This window comes from Pseudomonas pergaminensis, from assembly GCF_024112395.2.
In the GTDB taxonomy this organism is placed as follows: Bacteria; Pseudomonadota; Gammaproteobacteria; order Pseudomonadales; family Pseudomonadaceae; genus Aquipseudomonas; species Aquipseudomonas pergaminensis.
Window position 1 is genome coordinate 1057540 of the sequence record NZ_CP078013.2, and the last position, 21226, is coordinate 1078765.

The window sequence follows — 21226 nt, forward strand, 5'->3', positions numbered from 1 at the left end:
GCAGCTTGATCAGGAAGGTGTTGAAGCCGGCGGCAATCGCGCCCAGTTCATCGGCGCGGTCGCTGGTCAGGCGTCGCGTCAGGTCGCCTTCGCCCTGGGCGATGTCATTGAGCATGGCCACCATTTGCTTGAGCGGGCGGGCGATGCCGTGACCGACCAGCCAGATCACCAGCAGGCCGATACCGGCGATCAACAGGCCGGCGATGGTCATGCCGAATATGTCGGTCTTGCGTTGGGCTTCCAGGTCGCTTTGCAGTTTCTGCGAGTCAGCCATCACCGCGCTGAGGGGCAGTTGCATCATCAGGGTCCAGCGTGCGTCGGTCTGGCCGATAGTGAACGGCAGGAACAACTCGATATGCCCGTGTTCCTTGTCGATGTCGTAGCGAACTTCGCCGACGCTCAGTTGGTTGAGGTTGGTCAGTTCGTTGCTGTCGAGCAGGTCGGTGGCCTTTTCACCGAGTTTGCTGGCGTCCTTGGTGTAGGCCACCAGGCGGCCATTGCTGGAGATCAGCGCCAGCTCACCGGCACCGTTGTAGAGCTTTTGATCGGCGCTGGTGAGCATGTCCTGAATGAAGTTCACCGACAGATCGGCACCGACGATGCCCTGGAAGCTGCCGTCGATCATGATCGGTTCGATAAACGAAGCGAGCATCACCATGGCATTGCCGACCTTGTAAGGGGCAGGGTCGATGGCGCAGGCCTTTTTGTTTTCCTTGGAGCACAGGTAGTACTCGCTGGCGCGCACACCGGTGGACAAAATGTTCTGGTCGTTGACGTCGGCAAGCTTATCCAGGCCCAGGCTGCCATCTGCGTTGCGGTACCACCACGGCAGGAAACGTCCGTCGGCGCCCATGCCGATAATCGGGCTGTTCACGTAGGCGGCGTCGTTGTGATCGATGGCGTTGGCCTCCCAGCCAATGTAGGCGCCGAGGATCTTCGGGTTGCGCACCACGGTTTCGTGCAGCAGGTTGATCAGTTGCTCGCGGCCGACCTGCAGGGCCGGTTCACCCTTGGCGTCTTTCATGCCGAGCAGGGCGTTGGCGGTCGCCAGGCTCTTGGCCGTCACCAGCGGCGCTTCCAATTCCCGCTGGATCAACGTGGCTTGGGTCTGCGCCAGGGCAGTGAGGCGTTGCTCGATAATCTGCTCGAACTGCACCTGGGTGCGCTCCTGCACCATCTCTTGGGTCCGTGCGCCGGCAAACAAGGCGTACAGCACCAGCACCGCGACCACGCTCAGGACAATGGCCCCGGCCAATGCCGCGACAGAAAACTGAATCGACTTGAATTTCATGAAAGCTCCGGGCACAGGGGGACGATCCGCCTTTTTGTATCGGCCACGGACGCGTTGCGCATGAGGGGTTGTCCTGCAAAATTGTTCGGGATGTCGCAAACGGAATGCCCGCCGCCGTTGCGGGTGCAGGTGGGATGTATCTGAAAATCTGCGGTTACACGTCTGGTGTATCTGGCGCCGATACAAATGTGCGCCTACGATACGCGCCATGTTTTCAGGGAGTAGGCGCATGAATATGAAAGGTATGAAGCAATCGTTGGCCGTTAGCGGGTTGGTTGCAGCGATGCTGCTGGCAGGCTGTCAGTCGGTCAACACCACCAGCGGCGGCGCCGTTGGGGTCGAGCGCAAGCAGTACATGTTCAGCATGCTGTCGAGCCAGGAAGTCGACCAGATGTATGCCCAGTCCTACCAGCAGACCCTGGGTGAAGCCAGCGGCAAGGGGCTGGTGGACAAGACCAGCGCCAACGCCAAGCGTGTGCAGGCGATTGCCAACCGCTTGATCGCCCAGGCACCGACCTTTCGCCCGGATGCGGCGCAATGGAAGTGGGAAGTGAACCTGATCAAGAGCGACGAGATGAACGCCAACTGCGGGCCTGGCGGCAAGATCTTCGTGTACAGCGCGTTGATCGACAACCTCAAGCTCACCGATGACGAACTGGCCGCCGTGATGGGCCATGAAATCGCCCACGCGTTGCGTGAACACGGGCGTGAAGCCATGTCCAAGGCCTATGGGATCGAGATGGCCAAACAGGGTGCCGGTGCGTTGTTCGGCCTGGGCCAGGACAGCCTGGCATTGGCCGACACCGTGGCCAACTACGGCATGACCTTGCCTAACAGTCGCAGCAATGAAAACGAAGCCGACTTGATCGGCCTGGAACTGTCAGCCCGTGCGGGCTACAACCCGAACGCCGCCATTACGCTGTGGAACAAGATGGCCAAGGCCTCGGAAGGCGCGCCGCCGGAGTTCATGAGCACTCACCCGGCGTCCGACAGCCGAATCGCCTCGTTGCAGGCGGCGATTCCGAAGGTGATGCCGCTGTACCAGCAGGCAAAAAAATCCTGAGTTAACGCAGATCAATGTGGGAGCCGGGCTTGCCCGCGATGCAGGCGGCTCGGTCTCTCAGTTGCACCGGGTTGCTGCCATCGCAGGCAAGCCAGCTCTCACAGGGATCGGGTTTGCAGCCTTAGATCCAGCCGCTGCTTTGCATGGCTTTGTACACGGCCACAATCGCCAGGACGAAAAACGCAGTCGCCGCCAGTCGACGAATCAGCGTCAACGGCAGTTTCTCCGCTGCAAAATTCCCCGCCAATACCACCGGCACGTTGGCAATCAGCATGCCCACGGTCGTCCCGATAATCACCAGCCACAGTTCCGGATACTGCGCCGCCAGCATCACCGTGGCGATCTGGGTCTTGTCACCGATTTCCGCCAGGAAGAACGCAATCAGCGTGGTCAGGAATGGCCCGAATTTGCGTGTGGTGCTGGCTTCGTCATCGTCGAGTTTATCCGGCACCAGGGTCCAGAGCGCCGTGGCGCAGAAGCTCGCGGCGAGGATCCAGTGCAACACCGCATCCGAGAAGAAACTGCCGAACCAGGCACCCACGGCACCGGCCGCCGCATGGTTGGCCAGGGTCGCGGCGACGATGCCGGCGATGATCGGCCAGGGTTTGCGAAAGCGTGCGGCAAGGATGAGCGCGAGCAGTTGCGTCTTGTCGCCGATTTCGGCCAAGGCAACGATTGCGGTAGGAACGAGTAGTGAATCCAGCATCAGGTTAGTTTCCAGGGGCGGGTCGACACGGCTATGACACGTACAGCCTTCCCGCCCCGGGTAAGGTGTGCGTGTCATAGGTCTTGTCAAACCCCGGTCCGTCTGTGCGGACTCCTGGGTCGCATACGCCATGGTCTGCTGACCAAGTATGTTGACGTATGCCGGACGAGCGTGGCGCTCGTGGGAGACTACTCCCCTAGGACGGAGCGGATTCTGCCTAGGCAAAATCCATTCGGCAAGCCTTCTTTTTCAAACGCCCGTCAGCCGCGCTTGGCACGGTAGATGCGAAAACCGTTGCCTTCGGCCTTTACCGCACACACGCCCAGATGCTCTTCGATCAATGGCTGGTACTTGAGGAAACTGTTGGCAACCAGGCGAAGTTCGCCGCCTTTTGCCAGGTGTTTCGCCGCTTTTCGCAGCAGATTCTCAGTGGCGAAGTAATCGGTATGTACGCCGACATGGAACGGTGGGTTGCTCAAAATCGCGTTCAAACCCATCGGCGCGGCATCGATGCCATCACCGGTCAGCACCTCGGCTTCCAGGCCGTTGGCGGCTAGGGTCAGGCGGCTGCTGGCGGCGGCAAAGGCGTCCACATCCAGCATCGTCACGCTGTTGTGCGGGTAGCGACGTTTGACCGCAGCCCCCAGCACGCCGGCGCCACAACCAAAGTCCAGTAGATGGCCGCTTGGCAGCTTGTCCAGGTGCTCCAGCAACAGTTCGGTGCCGCGATCCAGTCGACCGTGGCTGAACACGCCCGGCAGGCTCACCACCTTCAGCGGGCCTTCGGCCAGCGGTACCTCGAAGACCTGTGCCAGGCTTTCCAGCTCGACCGCTTGCGGCGCGTTGGCCACGGTGACCTGCCACAGCTGGCAATGCCGCGCGTTGTCGAGCTTGCGTGGCTTGCCGAAGGGGATCATCTGCTTGGCGGCGCTTTCGATGCCGGATTTTTTCTCGCCGACCAGAAACAACTCGGCGCCGGGCAAGCGAGAGGCCACAGCGTTGAGCAGGTAGTCGGTCAGGTCCTTGGACTTGGGCAGGAAGATCACCGCCGCCTCAAAGGCGCGCTCCGGCACGTTCACGCCAAAGTGGCTGCGCTCGGCGAAGCGTGCATCGAGCGCCGCCTGGTCGCCGGCATGCCAGCTCCAGCCGTGGGCGTTGGGCAGGCGGCCGAGCAGGTCGTCGGCGGGCAGGCCCACCAACAGCAGGTTGCCTTGAAAAAGTTCGGCCTGACGAAGCAGTACTTCACTGCGCGGATCCATGGTCTGCTCCTTGAAAAGGGGCGCAGTTTATCAACTCACAACGCGCAGCGGGGCGCCGCTGAAAAAGCCCTGGGCGTTTTCCGCCAGTTGGCCGACGATGCGTTGTCGCGCTTCGCGACTGCCCCAGGCGTTATGTGGCGTGACGATCAGGCGGGGGATATCGCCGGCCAGCAGCGGGTTGCCGTTGACCGGCGGCTCCACGCTCAGCACATCGGTGGCCGCACCGCCCAGATGACCGCTGCGCAAGGCGTCGGCCAAGGCTTGCTCGTTGATCAAGCCACCGCGTGCGGTATTGACCACAAACGCGCCGGGCTTGAGCAACGCCAGTTCACGGGCGCCGATAAAGTCGCGGGTGTGTTCGTTGAGCGGGCAGTGCAGGGTGAGCGCGTCGACTTGGGTCAACAGTTCATCCAATGGCACGCGGTCGGCACGGGCAGGGCGGCCCGGGATCGCGCCAAGCAGCACGCGCATGCCAAAGGCCTCGGCCAGGCGTGCCACGGCGCCGCCCAACTCGCCATGGCCGAGCAGGCCGAGGGTTTTGCCTTCCAGTTCGACGATGGGGTGGTCGAGCAGGCAGAACTGTTTGGCCTCCTGCCACTTGCCGGCGTTTACATCCCGTTGGTAATCCTGCAAGCGCGTGGCCAGGTTGAGCAGCAGCATGATCGTGTGCTGCGCCACCGATGGCGTGCCATAGCCCTGGCAGTTGCTTACAGTGATGCCATGGGCGCGGGCGGCTTCGAGGTCGACGTTGTTGGTGCCGGTGGCCGAGACGAGGATCAACTTGAGTTCCGGGCAGGCCGCCAGGGTTGCGCTGTTGAGGGCGATCTTGTTACTGATCACCACCTGGGCGCCCTGCAGGCGTTCAACCAGGTTCTGCGGCGTGGTGTCCGAAAACAGCTGCAACTCGCTGAAACTGTCGCGCAGGTCGCTGAGGTCAAGGTCCCCCAGGTCCAGGGACGGGTGATCAAGGAAGACGGCGCGGCGATTGTTCGTCATCAACTGTACCTTTTGCGACAGGGTTCGAAGGCGTAATCTGCCGAGCCTATCAGATGAAATAATCAGTTACTTAATTGGAGTGAGCATGTACGCCGCCGAGTTCTTGACCGTAGCCCTGATTCACTTATTGGCGGTGGCCAGCCCTGGCCCGGATTTCGCGGTGGTGGTGCGTGAAAGTGTTACCCACGGTCGCCGCGCCGGGACCTGGACCGCACTGGGTGTGGGGTCGGCGATTTTCCTGCATGTGGGTTACTCGTTGCTCGGTATCGGCTTGATCGTGTCCCAGTCCATCGTGCTGTTCAACGCGCTCAAGTGGGCGGCGGCGGCCTACCTGTTGTACATCGGCTTCAAGGCCCTGCGCGCGCAGCCGGCCAAGCCTGCCGCCGAGGGCGAGCTGCACCGCGAAGCCGGCGAGCGGACCCCGCGCGGCGCGTTCACAGCCGGTTTCGTGACCAACGGCTTGAACCCCAAGGCCACGCTGTTTTTCCTGTCGCTGTTCACCGTGGTGATCAACCCGCACACGCCGCTGGCGATCCAGGCCGGTTACGGCGTGTACCTGGCGGTGGCGACGGCGCTGTGGTTCTGCCTGGTGGCGATGTTGTTCAGCCAGCAGCGCGTGCGCGCCGGGTTTGCGCGAATGGGGCATTGGTTCGATCGGACCATGGGCGCGGTGTTGATTGCGATTGGAGTAAAGCTGGCTTTTACCAGCATGAAATAGGCCGGATGCTGGCGCAAAGCTAGCATCCATTGGGGTCTGCAAATCATTCCTTTGGCTGATTTGGCTGAAACATAAGGTCTCTACAGTGCAGATCTTCAAGCCAAGACTGTGCAGTCATAAAAAGGGATTCGTATGTTGCAGACCCGTGTTATCCCGCCCGCCGAAGGTGCGTACCAATACCCGCTGTTGATCAAACGCCTGTTGATGTCCGGCACCCGTTACGAGAAGACCCGGGAAATCGTCTACCGCGACAAACTGCGCTACACCTACCCGACCCTGATCGAACGGGTCGCGCGGCTGGCCAATGTGCTGACCGAGGCGGGGGTCAAGGCTGGTGACACTGTGGCGGTGATGGATTGGGACAGCCACCGCTACCTGGAGTGCATGTTCGCCATCCCGATGATCGGCGCGGTGATCCACACCATCAACGTGCGCCTGTCGCCGGAACAGATCCTGTACACCATGAACCATGCCGAGGACCGCTTCGTGCTGGTCAACAGTGAGTTCGTGGGGCTTTACCAGGCAATTGCCGGGCACCTGACCACGGTCGACAAGACCCTGCTGCTCACCGACGGTGATGCCAAGACCGCCGAGCTGCCCAACCTGGTCGGCGAGTATGAAACCCTGCTGGCGGCCGCCAGCCCGAAGTATGACTTCCAGGACTTCGACGAACACTCCGTTGCCACCACCTTCTACACCACTGGCACCACCGGTAACCCCAAGGGCGTGTATTTCACCCACCGCCAGTTGGTGCTGCACACCATCGGTGTGGCGACCATCATGGGCAGCGTCGACAGTGTGCGTCTGCTGGGCACCAACGATGTGTACATGCCGATCACGCCGATGTTCCACGTGCACGCCTGGGGGCTGCCGTACGTGGCAACCATGCTCGGCCTGAAGCAGGTCTACCCTGGCCGCTACGACCCGGAATACCTGGTGGAGCTGTGGCGCAAGGAAAAGGTCACTTTTTCCCACTGCGTACCGACCATCCTGCAAATGGTGCTCAATGCCAAGGCTGCTCAGGACGTGGATTTCGGTGGCTGGAAAATCGTCATCGGCGGCAGTGCGCTCAATCGTTCGCTGTATGAAGCCTCCAAGGCGCGTGGCATTCAGTTGACCGCCGCGTATGGCATGTCCGAGACCGGGCCGCTGGTGTCCTGCGCCCACCTCAACGAAGAGCTGATGGCGGGCACCGAGGATGAACGCACCACCTATCGTATCAAGGCCGGTGTGCCCGGGCCGTTGGTAGAAGCCGCGATCATCGACAGTGATGGCAACTTCCTGCCGGCCGACGGCGAGTCCCAGGGTGAGCTGGTGCTGCGCGCGCCATGGCTCAGCGAAGGCTATTTCAACGAGCCGCAAAAGGGCGCCGAGCTGTGGGAAGGCGGCTGGATGCACACCGGCGACGTCGCCACGCTGGATGCATTCGGCGTGATCGACATTCGCGACCGCATCAAGGACGTGATCAAGACCGGCGGCGAGTGGATCTCTTCCCTGGCCCTCGAAGACCTGGTCAGTCGCCACCCGGCGGTACGCGAAGTAGCGGTGGTGGGCATTGCCGACCCGCAATGGGGCGAGCGCCCGTTTGCCTTGCTGGTGGTGCGTGATGGCCATGTGATAGGGGCCCGCGAGCTCAAGGAACACCTCAAGCCGTTCGTGGAACTGGGCCACTTGAGCAAGTGGGCGATTCCGAGCCAGATCGCCGTTGTTACGGAAATTCCCAAGACGAGTGTAGGAAAACTCGACAAAAAACGTATCCGTATCGACATCATCGAATGGCAGGCCAACAACAGTACCTTCCTGTCCACCCTCTGAGCCGGTTTGCCGTGCCCGTATGGCACGGCAATGCTCTATCTCGCGCCTTCACTTGTGATTTGCCAATTTTCAGCCATCCTTGCCGCGTCGGCCTTCGCCGACGTGGCGAAAGGGTCGTGGCAGACGGGTCGGTGATGCAAATCACACTTTAGAGGGATCAAGCACTACCCCCTGCTGGCTATAGTCCCTTCCAGAGTTTTTCACGGATGTTCCGCTACGGGCCATGGGGGCTCGACTGCCGAGCGGCATTGGAATCGTTGTATTCCGGCCGTTACACGCATCACAGAAAGAACTCACTGCCATAACAATAATGCACATGGAGTAGCGTCGATGACCTCAGTAAACCAGTTCTGGCGCCGGGCAAAACTGCCCCTGGCCGTCAGTCTCGCCTCTACGCTCGCCGGGCCCGCATTCGGCGTCAGTTTCAATATCGGTGAAATCGAAGGGAGTTTTGACTCGTCTCTTTCCGTGGGTGCGAGCTGGTCGACGGCCAAGCCCAACAAAGATCTCATTGGTGCGAACAACGGTGGTCGTGGCCTGTCCCAGACTTCCGATGACGGTCACCTGAACTTCAAGCGCGGTGAGACCTTCTCGAAGATCTTCAAAGGCATTCATGACCTGGAGCTGAAGTACGGCGATACCGGTGTATTTGTACGTGGCAAGTACTGGTATGACTTTGAGTTGAAAGACGAAAGCCGTGAGTTCAAGGACATCAGCGACAGCAACCGCAAGGAAGGTGCCAAGTCTTCCGGTGGGCAGATTCTAGATGCCTTCATTTACCACAACTACAACATTGCCGATTTGCCGGGTAACGTGCGCTTCGGCAAGCAGGTGGTGAGCTGGGGTGAAAGTACCTTCATCGGCGGCGGCATCAACTCCATCAACCCGATCGATGTGTCCGCATTTCGGCGTCCGGGGGCTGAGATCAAGGAAGGCTTGATTCCGGTCAACATGTTCTACGTGTCGCAAACCCTGACCGATAACCTGTCGGCGGAAGCGTTCTATCAGTTGGAGTGGGACCAGACCGTTACCGATAACTGCGGTACGTTCTTCTCGCAGCCTGACGTGATATCTGACGGTTGCAGCGATAACCTGCGAGTGCTCAACAAGCGCTCGACCATTCCGGGTGCCGCTTTTCCGACCTTGAATGCCCTGGGTGTAGACGTCAATAACGAAGGTGTACTGGTACGTCGTGGTCCCGACCGTGATGCGCGGGACAGTGGCCAATTTGGCGTGGCCATGCATTACAACTTCGAGCCGCTGGATACCGAGTTCGGCGCGTACTTCATGAACTATCACAGCCGTGCACCGATCTTCAGTGCTCAAGGTGCACCGTCGTCCGCTTATACCCGTCCGCTGGGGCCGCTGGCTGCGCTGCGTCCGCTGATCGTGGCTGGTAGCTCGAACTACTTCGTCGAATACCCGGAAGATATCCGCCTCTACGGCCTGAGCTTTTCCACCACGCTACCTACGGGCACGGCCTGGAGCGGTGAGTTGAGCTACCGGCCGAATGCGCCTGTGCAATTGAGCACGACCGATATCCTGTATGCCGGTGTCACGCCAATTCCGGGCTTTGGCAATGCGTCCGTGCTGAAAGGGACGCCTGGCCAGGATTTGCATGGCTATAACCGCAAGGAAGTGACTCAGTTCCAAACCACCTTCACGCACTTCTTCGATCAGGTGATGGGCGCCAGCCGCTTGACCACTGTCGGTGAAATCGGCGTGACCCACGTCGGTGGTCTGGAAAGCAAATCCGAGGCCCGTTACGGTCGTGATCCGGTGTTTGGCCCAGGTAGTCTGCCAGGTGGGTTTTGCAACGCCCTCAACAACTCGACGGCCACCGGCGCAGGTCTTCCCAATGCGGCAGGTTTGAACACCAACTGCAACAACGACGGTTACACCACCGCCACCTCCTGGGGCTACCGCGCTCGCGCCATCTGGGAATACCCGGACGTGTTCGCCGGCGTCAACCTCAAGCCAAACGTGGCGTGGTCCCACGACGTCAAAGGTTACTCGCCAGGCCCTGGCGGTAACTTCGAAGAAGGTCGCAAGGCGGTCAGCCTGGGCCTGGATGCCGAGTATCAGAACACCTACACCGCCAGCCTGGCCTACACCAACTTCTTTGGTGGCAAGTTCAGTACGGTGGATGACCGCGACTTCGTCGCTTTGAGCTTCGGCGCCAACTTCTAAGCACATTGCATTTCAGGAAGACCAGAACATGAAAATAACCAAAAGTCTGTTGCACGTGGGTGTGCTTGGGCTGTCGATCCTGGCGAGCAACGTCATGGCGGCAGTCTCGGCGGATGAAGCCGCCAAGCTGGGCACGACCCTGACCCCGATGGGCGCCGAAATGGCCGGCAACGCCGCCGGCACCATTCCAAAATGGTCGCCACTGCCCACCAACGCTGGCGCCGTCGACGCCCGTGGGTTCCTGGCTAACCCGTACGCCAGTGAGCAACCGCAATTCACCATCACTGCAGCGAACGTCGAGCAATACAAGGACAAGCTGGCGCCGGGGCAGTACGCGATGTTCAAGCGTTACCCGGAGACCTTCAAGATGCCGGTCTACCCGACCCATCGCGGCGCTACCGTGCCGGCCGATGTGTTTGCGGCCATCAAGAAGAACGCCACCACCACCAACCTGGTGTCTGGCGGCAACGGCCTGGAAAACTTTGAAACCGCCGTGCCGTTCCCGATTCCAAAAAGCGGCGTTGAGGTGATCTGGAACCACATCACCCGTTATCGCGGCGGCAGCGTGACCCGCCTGGTTACCCAGGCCACGCCGCAAACCAACGGCTCGTTCAGCCTGGTGTATTTCAAAGACCAGTTCGTGTTCCGCGACAAGATGAAAGACTTCGACCCAAAAAATCCGGGCAACGTGCTGTTCTACTTCAAGCAGCAAGTGACTGCGCCGGCACGTCTGGCCGGTGGTGTGCTGCTGGTGCACGAAACCCTGGACCAAGTGAAGGAACCGCGTTCGGCGTGGGTCTACAACGCCGGCCAGCGCCGCGTGCGTCGGGCGCCACAAGTGTCCTATGACGGCCCGGGTACTGCCGCCGACGGCCTGCGTACCTCCGACAACCTCGACATGTACAACGGTGCACCGGATCGCTACGACTGGAAGCTGGAAGGCAAAAAAGAAATCTACATCGCCTCCAACAGCTACAAGATCGACGATCCGAAGCTCAAATACGCCGACATCATCAAGGCCGGCCATATCAACCAGGACCTGACTCGCTACGAGCTGCGCCGCGTCTGGCACGTCGTCGCCACCTTGAAGGAAGGCCAGCGCCACATCTACGCCAAGCGTGACTTCTTCATCGATGAAGACACCTGGCAAGCGGCGGTTATCGACCACTACGACGGCCGTGGCCAACTGTGGCGCGTCGCCGAAGCCCATGCCGAGAACTACTACGACAAGCAAGTGCCGTGGTACGCCCTGGAAACCCTCTACGACCTGCAGTCTGGCCGCTACCTGGCGCTGGGCATGAAGAACGAAGAGAAGCAGGCGTATGACTTCGGCTTCACCGCCACCACCAGCGACTTCACCCCGGCAGCCTTGCGCCAGGACGGTGTCCGCTAAGCCCAAGCCCCCCACTCTGGGAGCCGCCCCCCTGTAGGAGCTGGCTTGCCAGCGATAGCATTCCCTCGGTGTAACAGACACACCGAGGGGCCTGCATCGCCAGCAAGCCGGCTCCTACTTTTTTGTGAGGAGATTTTTTGTCGCAGTTCTTTTCAGGCAAATGTTGCAAAGATCTACAAACCTGCCGCTTTTACCGCTAGTCTCCGGACATCTGCAATGCCGACAACAGCCTTCTACAAGAGCCCGGCGATGACTGATCTGTCCCGAATCCAAGGGCCTGCCAGTGCGGTAATCCCCACCCTGGAAGGTCGCTTCTACAGGCCCCCCCTGCCTGACGGCTACGTGCTGCGCCCGCGCCTGTGCGAGCGGCTGAGTGCCGGGCTGGAAGGGCGGTTGTTGCTGGTCAGCGCGCCGGCGGGCTTCGGCAAGAGTTCGTTGGCGGTGGAGTTCTGTCAGAGCCTCCCGGCCCATTGGCAAAGCCTGTGGCTGGGCTTGAGCCCACGGGACAACGACCCTGGGCGTTTCCTCGAGCGCCTGCTCGACGGCTTGCAGCAATTCTTCCCGCAACTTGGCGCCCAGTCCCTGGGCCTGCTGAAAATGCGCCAGCGCCACCAACCCTTTGCCTTTGAAGAATGGCTGGACGGCGTGCTCGATGAGCTGACGGTGCAGCTGTCCACCCGCGCGCCGCTGTTGCTGGTGCTGGACGATTACCATCTGGCCCAGGGGCCGGTGCTCGACCGTTGCCTGCAGTTTTTCCTCAACCATCTGCCCGATGGGCTGGTGGTACTGGTCACCAGCCGCCAGCGCCCGGACTGGCATCTGGCGCGGCTGCGGTTATCGCGCCACCTGCTGGAGCTGCATGAGCAGGACCTGCGCCTGACGCACGACGAATCCCTGGCGGTGCTTGATCGCCACAGCAGTTCGTTACGCGGCGAAGCCCTCGACAACCTGATCCGCCGCAGCGAAGGCTGGGTCGCCGGCCTGCGCTTCTGGTTACTGGCCGCGTCCGAAGCCGGCAGTGACGGCGCGTTGCCACAAAGCCTGCACGGTGGCGAAGGGTTGATCCGCGATTACTTGCTGGAAGAAGTCATCGACTGCCTGCCGGCCGACGTGCAGGCGTTTCTGTACGACACCGCGCCGCAGGATCGATTTTGCAGCGAACTCTGCGACGCCGTGCGTGAAGCCCATGACAGCGCCGACATCCTGCGTTACCTGCAAGCCCACCAGGTGTTCCTGGTGCCCCTTGACGAGCAGGGCCACTGGTACCGTTATCACCATCTGTTTTCCGACCTGTTGCGCACCCGACGCGCCAGCAGCCATGTGCTGCCGGCCGCCAGCCTGCACCTGCGCGCCTGCCGCTGGTTCAATGCCCAGGGCTTGATCGATGAGGCGGTGGAGCAAGCCTTGCGCGCCGGTCACCTGGATGTGGCGGCCAATCTGGTGCAGAACCTGTCCGAAGAGCAGCTGTTGGCCGAGCAGAATGTCGGCATGCTGCTGCGCTGGAAAATGGACTTGCCCGACAGCCTGCTGATCAGCACGCCACGTTTGATCGTGCTCTACAGCTGGGCCTTGGGCCTGGCCTGCCAGTTGGACGCGGCGGAAGAATTGTCCAGCTACCTCAGTCGCTTCCTGCCGGCACCCTCGGCCACCGCGCAAAAATCAATGTTGGCCCAGTGGCTGGCGCTGAGCGGGATCATCGCCCGGGGCCGGGGTGATCGCGAGCTGACCCAACGCTATTGCAGCGAAGCCCTGGAAAGCCTGCCGCAACGGCGTTATGGCCAGCGGCTGATGTGCTTGTCGACCCTCTCCAACCTGGCCATTGTCGATGCCGACCTGTGGCGTGCCCGTGGCTTGAATCGCGAATCCCTGGAACTGGCGCAGCGCGTCGGCAACCCGTTGTTCGAGGCCCTGGCCCATTACGACCGTGCGCGGGTGTTGCAGGCGCGCGGTGAAATCCTGCGCTCCCTGGACGAGGTGCGCCAGGGCCTGCAACGCTTGCACGGCTTGGCGCCGCAGCGCTTGTATGCGGTGCGTGCGCGTTTATCGCTCTACGAGGGTTTTTTGTTGCTGGTGCGGCTCCAGCCCGAAGCCGGGCTCGCCCGTTTGCGCGCCGGTCTTGCTGAAGCCAGGGCTTGCCGCGACATCAGTGTGTTGATCGGCCATTGCGTGATCGCCAATTTTGAAGGGCGCCGTGGTGACTTTGGTGCAGCCTTCGCCGAACTCTCCGAGGCTGAGCGGCTGATGCATATCTGGGATGTGCCGCCGATCTACTACCTGGCAATGATCACCCTGATCAAGTGCGAGCTGTGGCTGGCCCAGGGCCGAACCGACTTGGCTGACGCCTGGTTGACGCGTCTGGGGCAAACCTACAATGGCGAACACGCCGCCGCCGCGCCGGAGTTCCACCCACACCTGCCGCAGCACATCGGGCTTCAACAGGCTGCGTTGGACGCGACTCGCCACCAACCGGCGGCGGCGTTGCAACGTCTCGAAGAGTTGGCAATACAGGCTCATAACAGTGGGCGTCAGATGATCGCGCTGATGGCCCTGACCCAGCGGGTGCAACTGTTGCTGGGGGAGGGGCAGGAGGCAAAGGCGCGTCCAGTGTTTGCCCAAGCCCTTGAGGCCGGGGCAGGTGGCGCGTTGCAACCCTTCGAACGATTGCTGGAAACCCACCCGGACTGGATGCGCGAGCAGCTTGCCAAAGATCCCCATGGGCTGCTGAGCCAGAGCCTGCTGGCGCTGTTACCGGCGGTTGCAGTGGTGGAGGCAGCTTCGACTCATGAGACATTGAGCGCCCGAGAGCTGGCGGTGCTGCAATTGATCGCTCAGGGTTGCTCCAATCAGGAGATCAGTAACCGGTTGTTTATCTCACTGCACACGGTCAAGACTCACGCGAGCCATATCAACAGCAAGCTGGGTGTGGAGCGTCGTACCCAGGCGGTGGCGCGGGCGCAGGAACTGAGGTTGATCGGCTAGGGACGCCCCAGTCTGTTTTAATGGCGCAATTATTCTGGTGATATTCGCCCGGAATCGACATTTCATTTGCACGACAGGACCCCGAATGGAAACCGCCAAGCCGACCCTTATCCGTGAAACCTTCCCCGTCGGCCCCTTGCAGTGCAACTGCACCATTATCGGCGACCCGATCAGCAAGAAAGCCATCGTGGTCGATCCGGGCGGCAACCATGAATTGATCCTGGCACGCCTCGATACCCTAGGTCTCAAGGTGGTCAGCATCATTCATACCCATGCTCACCTGGATCACTTCCTGGCGTCGGGCCAGTTGAAGGAGAAGACCGGCGCCACCTTGCACCTGCACAAAGAAGATCAATTCCTTTGGGATAATCTGGAAATGCAATGCCAGATGTTTCGTGTGCCCTACACCCCGGTGCCGTCGCCGGACCGTTGGCTGGAGGATGATGAAGAGCTGGCGTGTGGCTGCGGCGTGGCGTTGCACACGCCGGGGCATACACCCGGGTCGATGAGCTTCTGGTTTGCCGATGCCAAGCTGCTGATCGCCGGCGATACGCTGTTCCGTCGAGGTGTGGGCCGCACGGATTTATGGTGCGGCGACCAGGCCACCATCGTGCGTTCGATCAAGCAACGCCTGTACACCTTGGACGAGGGCGCGACGGTGGTTACCGGTCACGGGCCGGATACCCGCTTGGGGGATGAAATGCGTGAGAACCCTTTCGTGCGGGCGTGAAGGAATAATTACCTCGCAGGGTTTGTTCTATAACAGGCAAGCGTTGTCGCAGAAAACTCAGGTCGTGTTCAGCGAGCGTCTGCTACGGTTTCTGTAGCCACGGAATTTTTACCGTTTGTCGCGTTCCAAACTCGGCACAGGTCCATTGCCAATGTCCTTTGCACCATAGAATGCAAAAGTAGGAGCTCCCTTCATGTTCACTTCGCGTCGTCTGCTTGTTGTCGCTACCTGCGTAGCCTTGTTGTCCGGCTGCGCATCTCCTAACCCTTATGACGGCAGCAGCCAGGGGCAGGCAAGTAATGAGTCTGGCGGGATGAGCAAGACCGCCAAGTACGGTGGGCTGGGTGCCCTGGCCGGTGCATTGGCGGGTGCGGCCATCGACCACAACCACCGTGGCAAGGGCGCGCTGATCGGTGCCGTCGTTGCGGGTGCCGGTGCCGCAGGGTACGGCTACTACGCCGACCAACAGGAAAAGAAACTGCGTGAAAGCATGGCCAACACCGGTGTTGAGGTTCAGCGCCAGGGCGACCAGATCAAGCTGATCATGCCGGGCAACATCACCTTCGCAACCAACTCGGATGCGATCTCCAGCAGCTTCTACCAGCCGCTGAACAACCTGGCCAACTCGCTCAAGCAGTTCAACCAGAACACTATCCAGATCGTTGGCTACACCGACAGCACCGGTAGCCGTCAGTTGAACATGGACCTGTCTCAGCGTCGCGCCCAGAGCGTGGCTAACTACCTGACGTCCCAGGGCGTCAACGGCGCCAACCTGAGCGCCCGCGGTGCCGGTCCGGATAACCCGATTGCCAGCAACGCCGACGTCAACGGCCGTGCCCAGAACCGTCGTGTTGAAGTCAACCTCGGCCCGATCCCAGGCCAGCAGTACGGTCAGCCAGGTGCCCAGCAACAGGCGCCGCAGCAGAACAACCAGTTCCAGGGCAACCCGTACTCGCAGTACCAGTAAACATTCGTTAATAAAAAAGGGCGCCGTGAGGCGCCCTTTTTTGTGGCTGCGTCATTACATCAATCGATGTATTCGAACACCTTCACGATTTTCTGCACACCGGATACACCCTGCACCAGGTTGGCTGCCCGAGTGGCTTCAGCCTGGGTGAGCAGGCCCATCAGGTAGACGATACCGTTGTCGGTCACGACCTTGATGCGCGAGCCAGGGATCGCATTATCGGTGAGCATCTGTGCCTTGATCTTGGTGGTCAGCAAGGCGTCGTTGCTGATGGCCAGCAGGGTGATCGGGTCCATGACCTGCAGTTCGTTGTGCACCTTCTTCACGCGCTGTACTGCGGCGGCGGCTTGCTCGGCCTGGGCCTTGAGGTCGGCACGTGGCGTCTGGCCGGCGAGCAGCACAACGCCGTTGAAGCTGGTCACCACGATGCGCGAAGCACCGTTGCCCAGGTCGGGCGCGGCCTTGGCGACGTTGACTTCGACCTTGGTTTCTATCAGCGAGTCATCGATCTTGCTGCCGAAAGTGCGGGTGCCCTTGTCATCCTGAATAGGGGTGTCACGTGTTGCAGTGATGGCCGTGCTGCAGCCGCTGATAGCGAGGCACAGGGTGATGGCCAAAAGGCTGAGGCGGTTAACGGTCATTCTTCACTCCCAAACAGTTGGCTGTCGATCAGATCGCACAGGCAGTGGATCGCCAGCAGGTGGACTTCCTGGATACGTGCGGTGACATTGGCCGGGACGCGAATCTCCACGTCTTCGGGCAACAGCAGCGAGGCCATGCCGCCGCCATCGCGTCCGGTCAATGCTACGACAATCATTTCGCGATCATGTGCGGCCTGGATCGCTTGAATAATATTCGCCGAGTTGCCGCTGGTGGAAATCGCCAGCAGCACGTCGCCTGGTTGGCCCAGGGCGCGGATCTGCTTGGAGAAGATTTCGTTGTAGCTGTAGTCGTTGGCAATCGAGGTGATCGTCGACGAATCGGTGGTCAAGGCGATAGCCGGCAGGCTCGGACGCTCACGTTCGAAGCGGTTGAGCAACTCGGACGAAAAATGCTGGGCGTCGCCGGCCGAACCGCCGTTGCCGCACGAAAGCATTTTGCCCTCGTTGAGCAAGGCATTGACCATGACCTGACTGGCTTGCTCGATGTGCGGTGCAAGTACGTCCATCGCCTGTTGCTTGGTGTCGATACTGGCCTGGAAAAGCTGGCGAATTCGGGATTGCATGTCCATCTGTGTGACCTTAAGTAGCGCGGCTGTTCGGCACAGGAATGTGCAGCCCGCAAAGCAAAGAGCAAAAGTGTGTGGTGAAGATGTCCGGCGAATCAGCTGTCGAAGGCATTTTTGAGCCAGTTCAGATCAGCCTGACCAGACAGTGTGCTTTCTATGGCAACCACATCGAAACGGCAGGGGGCGTCGGCCCAGCGATGCTCTTTTTGCAGGAAGAACTGCGCGGCGAGTATCAGTTTCTGACGCTTGCGCCCGTCGATACTGGCGAGCGCGCCACCCCATTGTGCGTGTTTTCTGTAGCGGACTTCGACAAATACTACTGTATCGCCGTCAAGCATGACCAGATCAAGCTCGCCACGTTTACATAACCAGTTCTGCGCCAATAGGCGCAGACCTTGTTGTTGCAAGTGCTTGAGGGCGTGAAGCTCGGCGTCCTTGCCGCTTTGTGCGCTGGACCGCTCGGGCATCAGCGCGGGGTGTCCGGCAGGCGCTGGATCTCGCCGCCGACAAACTTGGCCCATGGCATCTGGCGATCAACGCGCTGGTTGGTGCTGATGCCCAGGTTGCCCGACAGGCCGTCGACACGGGTATCCGGCAGTGCCTTGAGTTGGCCCAGGCGTGGCGCCAGGCGGTAGGCATCGACGCCCATCGCGTACAGGCGGCCAAGGCTGCCGTTGGCTTGCGGCCATTGTGCGGCAACCTGGTTACGCAGCGGGTCGGTGGTGTTGAGCAGCCAAGGGGTTTCGCAGAACATCACATTGGTCATGTCCAGGTACTGGTTCTTGTCGCCGCTGGCGCTGAACACGTGGGACGTGGCATACACCGGCACATCGCCGGCGTATTGGAAGTTCAGGGTCGGCTTGATCTGCTGGGCCAGTTGCGGCGTGACGGCCAGGAAAATGAACTCGATGTCCTGGCGACGCGATGGCTGCGCGGCTACGTCGGTACCGACGGTGCTTTGCAGGCTCTTGGCGCGACCTTCGCTTTTGCGCAGTTGGAACAAATCGGCAATCTGCTGGGCGAGGGCGACCGGCTGGTCAACGTACTCGACGCCAACAACCGTGCCGCCATTGGCTTCCCAATCCTGGCGGAAGGCCTTGTAGACACGCTCACCCCATTCGCCACGCGGCACCATCGCTGCGGCGCGGTGCAGGCCGTCGGCGCGGGCGCGACGCGACACTTCGCGGGCTTCGTCTTCTGCGGCAAGACCGAACTGGAACAGTTGTGCCGGGCCTTGGTCAGTCTCGCTGTAGTTCAGCGCGAGGGTGGTGATGGGCAGTTGTGGGCGGCCGCTGAGCTGTTTGACCAGCGGTTTTTCCAGCGGGCCGACCACCAGTTGCACGCCGGCAGCCTGGGCCTTGGCGTAGAAGTCGTCGAGGGAGGTCAGGCGCGAGCTGTCGTAGAACTCGATCACCGGTGGCTTCTGTCCGGCTTGTTCAGCCTGGTAGTGCGCCGCCATGAAGCCTTCACGCAGCGCCTTGCCGACAGAGGCCAGGGGGCCATCCTGCGGCAGCAGCAGGGCGATCTTGGTCAGCGGTTGGCTGGCCAGTTCCTTGAGCTTGGTCAGCGGCGTCGGCAGTTGCACGGCAGCCGGGTGGCCCGGGTTCTGCGCGCGCCAGGTGTCGATGGCGGCTTGTTGTTGCTCCAGCGTGCCGGCGCCCTTGACCGACTGGGCCAGGCTGATCCAGCCGTCCAGCACCGGGTTGCCGCTGGCTTGCAGCTGTTCGGCCGGCAGCGCGGCGATCAATACCCAGATGGCTTCGTGGTTGGCGTTGGCGGCATCGCCCGTGAGCAGCGGGGCCATGGCGACACGTTCCCGCGCGGCAGCCAGGGTCTGGCCGTCGGCTTCATAAGCGCGGGCGTGTACGCTGCCGGTACGGATCTGCTGTTCAGGCGGCAGGTCCTTCAGGCTTTGCAGGCTCGGGTGGTTCAGGGCGGTCAACGCCGCCTTGGGCTGATTGCGCGCCATGGCCAGTTCGGCGGCCAGGGTGCTGGCAAACACTTGCGCGGCCGGCTTGAGGACATCCAGGGGCACCTGCGCAAGAATCTGCGACGAGCGGCCGGGGTTGTTCTGTTTGTAGGCCATGTCTGCCGCACTCAGGCGCAGCAATGCCGCCTTTTCTGGCGTCTTGGCGGTGGTGGCCTGTTCGAGCAGTTGCTCGATACTGGCGTCCGGGGTCCGTGGAAGGTCGCCAAGGCTGGACGAGGGCGAGCTGGCACACGCGGCCAGCAAGGCAGCGAGGCAGAGGGCGGAGAGCAGCCGCAGGCAAGCGATCATGTAAGTGTTCCTGATACCGATCAAATTAGCGTGGAATTGTACCCAAGCACTGGCCCAGGCGCGATGTTACTGGCGTGAAACCGTCGATTTAGGTCGTGCAAATGTTGCAGTTGGCTATTAACGGCCTGAAAGGCATCGGCCGTGATGGCATATTTTCAAGGCGCCTACGCGCTACAATGTCGCTTTTGCCAACCATCGAGGTGTGCGTTTTGACTGCTCCAGGTCCTTTGAATTCCACTGCAGGCTCGCTTTTTGTCGTGGCGACGCCCATTGGCAACCTGGACGACATCAGTGCCCGGGCATTGAAAGTGTTGCGCGACGTTAAATTGATCGCGGCTGAAGACACTCGGCACTCCCAGCGTTTGATGCAGCATTTTGGTATCAGCACGCCATTAGCGGCCTGCCATGAGCACAATGAGCGCGAAGAAGGCAGCCGCTTTATCGTGCGCCTGCTGGCAGGCGACGATGTGGCGCTGATCTCCGACGCGGGTACGCCGCTGATCTCCGACCCTGGCTACCATCTGGTGCGCCAAGCACGGGCCGCTGGTATCAATGTAGTGCCAGTTCCGGGAGCGTGCGCGCTGATCGCAGCATTGTCGGCGGCCGGCTTGCCTTCCGACCGTTTTATCTTCGAAGGTTTTCTGCCGGCCAAGGCCGTGGGGCGGCGGGCGCGGCTTCAAGCGTTGAAGGAAGAACCGCGTACCTTGATCTTCTATGAAGCCCCACATCGCATCCTTGAGTGCCTGCAGGACATGGAGCTGGTGTTTGGCGGCGAACGCCTTGCGTTGCTGGCCCGCGAGCTGACCAAGACCTTCGAGACCCTCAAGGGCCTGCCGCTGGAGGCACTGCGCGCGTTTGTCGAAGGCGACAGCAATCAGCAGCGCGGCGAGTGTGTGGTACTGGTGGCGGGCTGGAGCGCGCCGGAGGATGAAGACGCGGTAGGCAGCGAGGCCATGCGCATCCTGGACCTGTTGCTCAAGGAGATGCCCCTTAAGCGTGCAGCGGCCCTGGCGGCGGAAATTACCGGCGTGCGCAAGAACCTCTTGTACCAGGCGGCGCTGGATAAACAGAAAGCCGAATAGTTCCGGGGTTGAACCTGTATTCCGTCTGAACGTGATGGCAATTCTGAACTTTTATTACTTGTCCTAAGTCCGCCGTGCCGTTAACCTGCGCGGCGGAGAGTCGATTGGACAGTCGCTGCCTTCTATGAAAATTAGGGGGGGGAGGAAAGTCCGGGCTCCATAGGGCGAAGTGCCAGGTAATGCCTGGGAGGCGTGAGCCTACGGAAAGTGCCACAGAAAATAACCGCCTAAGCACTTCGGTGCCGGTAAGGGTGAAAAGGTGCGGTAAGAGCGCACCGCACGACTGGCAACAGTTCGTGGCTAGGTAAACCCCACTTGGAGCAAGACCAAATAGGGTCCCAAGGCGTGGCCCGCGCTGGGACCGGGTAGGTTGCTAAAGATGTCCAGTGATGGCCATCGTAGACGAATGACTGTTCAAGACAGAACCCGGCTTATAGATCGACTCTCCACCTTTTTCCTTCTGTCCGAATCTCGGGCAGAAACCCGGTAGTAACGCAAGAATCCCTCCCTGCCAAATCATTGGCAGATGCA

General features: G+C 60.9%; 16 protein-coding genes, 1 other RNA gene, 1 pseudogene and 1 riboswitch. Of the genes and pseudogenes, 10 read left to right on the forward strand and 8 right to left on the reverse strand.

The features are described from left to right. Positions 1–10 precede the first annotated feature (10 nt). Positions 11–1522 (reverse strand): annotated as a pseudogene (locus KUA23_RS30230) (methyl-accepting chemotaxis protein); the annotation flags it as partial. A gap of 13 nt (positions 1523–1535) precedes the next feature. Between KUA23_RS30230 and KUA23_RS04810 the strand changes: the two are divergent. Continuing rightward, entirely contained in the window at positions 1536–2354 is an 819-nt protein-coding gene (locus KUA23_RS04810) for a M48 family metallopeptidase (RefSeq protein ID WP_078050868.1), read from the forward strand. A 121-nt stretch (positions 2355–2475) separates the two neighbouring features. Here KUA23_RS04810 and KUA23_RS04815 read toward each other — a convergent pair whose 3' ends face one another. The 3 genes from KUA23_RS04815 to KUA23_RS04825 form a co-directional block, all read right to left on the reverse strand. Continuing rightward, positions 2476–3060, reverse strand: coding sequence for a TMEM165/GDT1 family protein (locus KUA23_RS04815; protein WP_025855563.1), 585 nt, complete (start codon positions 3058–3060; stop codon positions 2476–2478). Between the two features lie 88 nt (positions 3061–3148). After that, positions 3149–3270, reverse strand: a riboswitch (yybP-ykoY riboswitch). Between the two features lie 50 nt (positions 3271–3320). Then, complete coding sequence (locus KUA23_RS04820) at positions 3321–4319, reverse strand: methyltransferase (RefSeq protein WP_099494062.1); 999 nt, start codon at positions 4317–4319, stop codon at positions 3321–3323. 30 nt (positions 4320–4349) lie between these two features. Next, positions 4350–5315, reverse strand: coding sequence for a 2-hydroxyacid dehydrogenase (locus tag KUA23_RS04825; RefSeq protein WP_078046912.1), 966 nt, complete (start codon positions 5313–5315; stop codon positions 4350–4352). A gap of 85 nt (positions 5316–5400) precedes the next feature. On the opposite strand from KUA23_RS04825, the gene KUA23_RS04830 reads away from it, so the two are divergent. From KUA23_RS04830 to KUA23_RS04860, 7 genes are all read left to right on the forward strand, one after another. Next, on the forward strand, positions 5401–6033 hold the full coding sequence (locus KUA23_RS04830; protein ID WP_010213066.1) for a LysE family translocator: 633 nt from the start codon (positions 5401–5403) through the stop codon (positions 6031–6033). A 132-nt stretch (positions 6034–6165) separates the two neighbouring features. Beyond that, on the forward strand, positions 6166–7848 hold the full coding sequence (locus KUA23_RS04835; RefSeq protein ID WP_078046913.1) for a fatty acid--CoA ligase: 1683 nt from the start codon (positions 6166–6168) through the stop codon (positions 7846–7848). A gap of 330 nt (positions 7849–8178) precedes the next feature. Further along, a complete protein-coding gene (locus KUA23_RS04840; protein ID WP_214496621.1) occupies positions 8179–10038 on the forward strand; it encodes a DUF1302 domain-containing protein in 1860 nt (619 codons plus the stop codon). 28 nt (positions 10039–10066) lie between these two features. Then, on the forward strand, positions 10067–11431 hold the full coding sequence (locus tag KUA23_RS04845; protein ID WP_078046915.1) for a DUF1329 domain-containing protein: 1365 nt from the start codon (positions 10067–10069) through the stop codon (positions 11429–11431). A 249-nt stretch (positions 11432–11680) separates the two neighbouring features. Continuing rightward, complete coding sequence (locus KUA23_RS04850) at positions 11681–14410, forward strand: winged helix-turn-helix domain-containing protein (RefSeq protein ID WP_100491473.1); 2730 nt, start codon at positions 11681–11683, stop codon at positions 14408–14410. An 85-nt stretch (positions 14411–14495) separates the two neighbouring features. Then, complete coding sequence (locus KUA23_RS04855; protein WP_252993514.1) at positions 14496–15140, forward strand: MBL fold metallo-hydrolase; 645 nt, start codon at positions 14496–14498, stop codon at positions 15138–15140. Positions 15141–15333: 193 nt separating this feature from the next. Continuing rightward, positions 15334–16107, forward strand: a complete 774-nt coding sequence (locus KUA23_RS04860; protein WP_078046952.1) for a YiaD family glycine zipper/OmpA-like lipoprotein — start codon at positions 15334–15336, stop codon at positions 16105–16107. 59 nt (positions 16108–16166) lie between these two features. On the opposite strand, the gene KUA23_RS04865 is transcribed toward KUA23_RS04860, so the two are convergent. From KUA23_RS04865 to KUA23_RS04880, 4 genes are all read right to left on the reverse strand, one after another. Further along, a complete protein-coding gene (locus tag KUA23_RS04865) occupies positions 16167–16748 on the reverse strand; it encodes a BON domain-containing protein (RefSeq protein ID WP_012722284.1) in 582 nt (193 codons plus the stop codon). After that, a complete protein-coding gene (locus tag KUA23_RS04870; protein ID WP_007904374.1) occupies positions 16745–17338 on the reverse strand; it encodes a phosphoheptose isomerase in 594 nt (197 codons plus the stop codon). The genes KUA23_RS04865 and KUA23_RS04870 overlap by 4 nt, the downstream gene beginning before the upstream one ends. Before the next feature lie 92 nt (positions 17339–17430). Then, the gene (locus KUA23_RS04875) at positions 17431–17802 is read right to left on the reverse strand and encodes a YraN family protein (RefSeq protein WP_252993515.1); all 372 of its coding nucleotides are present in this window, start codon (positions 17800–17802) and stop codon (positions 17431–17433) included. After that, positions 17802–19613 (reverse strand): penicillin-binding protein activator, encoded by a 1812-nt coding sequence (locus KUA23_RS04880; protein ID WP_252993516.1) that lies wholly within the window; start codon positions 19611–19613, stop codon positions 17802–17804. The genes KUA23_RS04875 and KUA23_RS04880 overlap by 1 nt, the downstream gene beginning before the upstream one ends. A gap of 176 nt (positions 19614–19789) precedes the next feature. Between KUA23_RS04880 and rsmI the strand changes: the two genes are divergently transcribed. Further along, entirely contained in the window at positions 19790–20695 is a 906-nt protein-coding gene (gene rsmI / locus KUA23_RS04885) for a 16S rRNA (cytidine(1402)-2'-O)-methyltransferase (protein ID WP_177409475.1), read from the forward strand. A gap of 96 nt (positions 20696–20791) precedes the next feature. Continuing rightward, an RNA gene (rnpB, locus tag KUA23_RS04890) (RNase P RNA component class A) lies at positions 20792–21145 on the forward strand. Positions 21146–21226: the final 81 nt, after the last annotated feature.

Bases quoted from the DNA above. Each gene is read 5' to 3' on its own strand.
- KUA23_RS04810 (WP_078050868.1), top strand. From the start codon at position 1,536: ATGAAGCAATCGTTGGCCGTTAGCGGGTTGGTTGCAGCGATGCTGCTG.
- KUA23_RS04815 (WP_025855563.1), bottom strand. From the start codon at position 3,060: ATGCTGGATTCACTACTCGTTCCTACCGCAATCGTTGCCTTGGCCGAA.
- KUA23_RS04820 (WP_099494062.1), bottom strand. From the start codon at position 4,319: ATGGATCCGCGCAGTGAAGTACTGCTTCGTCAGGCCGAACTTTTTCAA.
- KUA23_RS04825 (WP_078046912.1), bottom strand. From the start codon at position 5,315: ATGACGAACAATCGCCGCGCCGTCTTCCTTGATCACCCGTCCCTGGAC.
- KUA23_RS04830 (WP_010213066.1), top strand. From the start codon at position 5,401: ATGTACGCCGCCGAGTTCTTGACCGTAGCCCTGATTCACTTATTGGCG.
- KUA23_RS04835 (WP_078046913.1), top strand. From the start codon at position 6,166: ATGTTGCAGACCCGTGTTATCCCGCCCGCCGAAGGTGCGTACCAATAC.
- KUA23_RS04840 (WP_214496621.1), top strand. From the start codon at position 8,179: ATGACCTCAGTAAACCAGTTCTGGCGCCGGGCAAAACTGCCCCTGGCC.
- KUA23_RS04845 (WP_078046915.1), top strand. From the start codon at position 10,067: ATGAAAATAACCAAAAGTCTGTTGCACGTGGGTGTGCTTGGGCTGTCG.
- KUA23_RS04850 (WP_100491473.1), top strand. From the start codon at position 11,681: ATGACTGATCTGTCCCGAATCCAAGGGCCTGCCAGTGCGGTAATCCCC.
- KUA23_RS04855 (WP_252993514.1), top strand. From the start codon at position 14,496: ATGGAAACCGCCAAGCCGACCCTTATCCGTGAAACCTTCCCCGTCGGC.
- KUA23_RS04860 (WP_078046952.1), top strand. From the start codon at position 15,334: ATGTTCACTTCGCGTCGTCTGCTTGTTGTCGCTACCTGCGTAGCCTTG.
- KUA23_RS04865 (WP_012722284.1), bottom strand. From the start codon at position 16,748: ATGACCGTTAACCGCCTCAGCCTTTTGGCCATCACCCTGTGCCTCGCT.
- KUA23_RS04870 (WP_007904374.1), bottom strand. From the start codon at position 17,338: ATGGACATGCAATCCCGAATTCGCCAGCTTTTCCAGGCCAGTATCGAC.
- KUA23_RS04875 (WP_252993515.1), bottom strand. From the start codon at position 17,802: ATGCCCGAGCGGTCCAGCGCACAAAGCGGCAAGGACGCCGAGCTTCAC.
- KUA23_RS04880 (WP_252993516.1), bottom strand. From the start codon at position 19,613: ATGATCGCTTGCCTGCGGCTGCTCTCCGCCCTCTGCCTCGCTGCCTTG.
- rsmI (WP_177409475.1), top strand. From the start codon at position 19,790: ATGTCGCTTTTGCCAACCATCGAGGTGTGCGTTTTGACTGCTCCAGGT.